Source organism: Streptomyces niphimycinicus (genome assembly GCF_018883605.1).
Classification (GTDB): domain Bacteria; phylum Actinomycetota; class Actinomycetes; order Streptomycetales; family Streptomycetaceae; genus Streptomyces; species Streptomyces niphimycinicus.
The window spans coordinates 1-1848 of record NZ_JAHLEM010000412.1; the positions used below are offsets into that span (position 1 = coordinate 1).

At 68.1% G+C, this 1848-nt stretch carries 3 protein-coding genes; 1 reads left to right on the plus strand and 2 read right to left on the minus strand.

Annotated features, from left to right (window positions below):
- Positions 1-70: 70 nt before the first annotated feature.
- Positions 71-346 carry a hypothetical protein gene (locus KN815_RS31035; RefSeq protein ID WP_216345190.1) on the minus strand — a complete coding sequence of 92 codons (276 nt, stop codon included), beginning with the start codon at positions 344-346 and terminating at the stop codon, positions 71-73.
- Positions 347-467: 121 nt separating this feature from the next.
- Complete coding sequence (locus KN815_RS50870; RefSeq protein WP_253209346.1) at positions 468-695, minus strand: alpha-galactosidase; 228 nt, start codon at positions 693-695, stop codon at positions 468-470.
- 448 nt (positions 696-1143) lie between these two features.
- On the opposite strand from KN815_RS50870, the gene KN815_RS31045 reads away from it, so the two are divergent.
- Positions 1144-1848, plus strand: a 705-nt coding sequence (locus KN815_RS31045; RefSeq protein WP_216345191.1) for an alpha-L-fucosidase, incomplete at its 3' end; no start/stop codon positions are given.

The following is a 1848-nucleotide window of genomic DNA, read 5'->3' on the forward strand; positions in this document are numbered from 1 at the left end:
CCCGCGGTGAGTGCGGTGGTGGCGGCCGCGGCCACCAGGGTCTTCCGATAGCTCTTCATCGCGCGCCCTCCTACTGGAGCTTGTATGCCTTGAAGTTCCGGGTGAGCAGGTATGTGGTCCGGAGGCCGGTGCGCTTGTACGCGGCGATCTTCTTGCCGTCGCTGGTCACCGACCAGTCGGCGTACACGCCCGAGTCGGCCGCCTTGACCTCGGCCGACATGCTCCAGGACGCGGCCGGCGTCTGCGGGGACCGCTCGGCACCGTGGGCGACCGCGGCCGGGGCGATCAGCGCGGCCGTCGCCGCGAGAGCGAGGGCGGCGCGCGATAAGAGCGGTGAACGCTCCATCAAGGATTCTCCTGTCTGATCCTTGTTCACATGGGGGGACTGTAAGGAAGGCTTCCTAACCCGTCAACAGGTCGGTCACGGTCAGCCGCGGTCAGCCGCGGTCAGCCACGGTCAGCCGCGGTCAGCCGCGGGAGACCCGGTAGACGACCGTGCCGTGCGCGGGCACCGAGGCGCTGATCGAGCCGCTGGTGGTGGAGGTGGCCTTCGACCACAGATCCTTCAGGCGGTACGAGGACGAGCCGCCGAGGCCGGCCGGCTCGCCCCAGGTCCACACCTTGGGGGTGGTCCGGCCCCATTCGCGCAGCGAGTAGAGGATCGGGCGGCCGGTGGCGGCGAGCGCGTCGCGCATGGCCTTGTAGCGCCATCGGGGGTGTCCGGGCCAGGCCGTTGTCCAGCGCGACGGCCTGCGGCGCCGCGGTGGTGAGGCTCACCGTGAGGGCGCCGGCGGCGGCCGTGGTGGCCGCGGTGACGGCCGCGAGGCAGGAGCGAAGACCGCGTGATCGGGTGGATCTTTGCATGATCATCTCCTTTGAGCGCGGACAGTGCATCGCGGAAGGTAGGAGGTGTGGTGCGATGAGTCAAGGAATGGTGTGGACCAAGGCAGTGGTGATGGGGGTGGCAGTCGGCGAAAAGTGGCCAACTACCAGCGGGTTCCGCTTGTTTCTTGGCGTCGCGCAGGCAATGCATGGCCGGAGAGGTCGGAGGATTTTTGACGCACGCTTCTTGACCGGACCCCAACAGCCGGTGACGCTGCAACAGAACGGCACATGACCGTACGCCCCCGAGAAGGAGCCCTCATGGGCCGCAGATCGCGCCGGCGCCTCGGCGCCTGGCCGGCAGCCGTGCTGTCGCTCGTCGCCACCCTCGCCCTGATCGGCCCCGCCCCGGCGCGGGCCGATGTGATCAACCCCCGCCAGCAGTGGCTGCGCGACTCCCAGGCGGGCCTCTTCCTGCACTGGGGCATGCGCACCTCGCCCGGCTACACCAGTTGCTCCGCCTGGGAGAAGGCGGTCACCGACGGCGGCTGGAAGCCCGACTACTGGGTGGCCGAGGCCAGGAAACTGCACGCCTCCTACCTGGTGCTCGCCTCCTTCCACAGCCGTCTGGGCTACGCACGCGCCTGGCCGTCCGCCGTCCCCGGAAGCTGCTCCACCAAGCGGGACTTCCTCGGCGAGCTGATCGACGCGGCGAACGCCCAGGGGCTGAAGGTCATGCTCTATATGACCGACGATCCGCAGTGGCATGCCGAGGGCGGCCATGAATGGCTCGACTCGGCGGCCTACTCGGCCTACAAGGGCCATGACGTCGACCTGACCACGCGTGACGGCTTCGGCGAGTACTCCTACGACAACTTCGTGGAAGTGATGCGGAAGTACCCGAAGTTGTCCGGGTTCTGGATCGACAACGACAACGACTACTGGATCGACCACGGGCTCTACGAGAAGATCCGTGCCGACCGTCCCGGCTGGCTGCTGAGCAACAACAACGAAGACACGCCGATC

Excerpts from the sequence above, each read along its gene's own strand:
- KN815_RS50870 (WP_253209346.1), bottom strand. The coding sequence starts at position 695 with ATGCGCGACGCGCTCGCCGCCACCGGCCGCCCGATCCTCTACTCGCTG.
- KN815_RS31035 (WP_216345190.1), bottom strand. The coding sequence starts at position 346 with ATGGAGCGTTCACCGCTCTTATCGCGCGCCGCCCTCGCTCTCGCGGCG.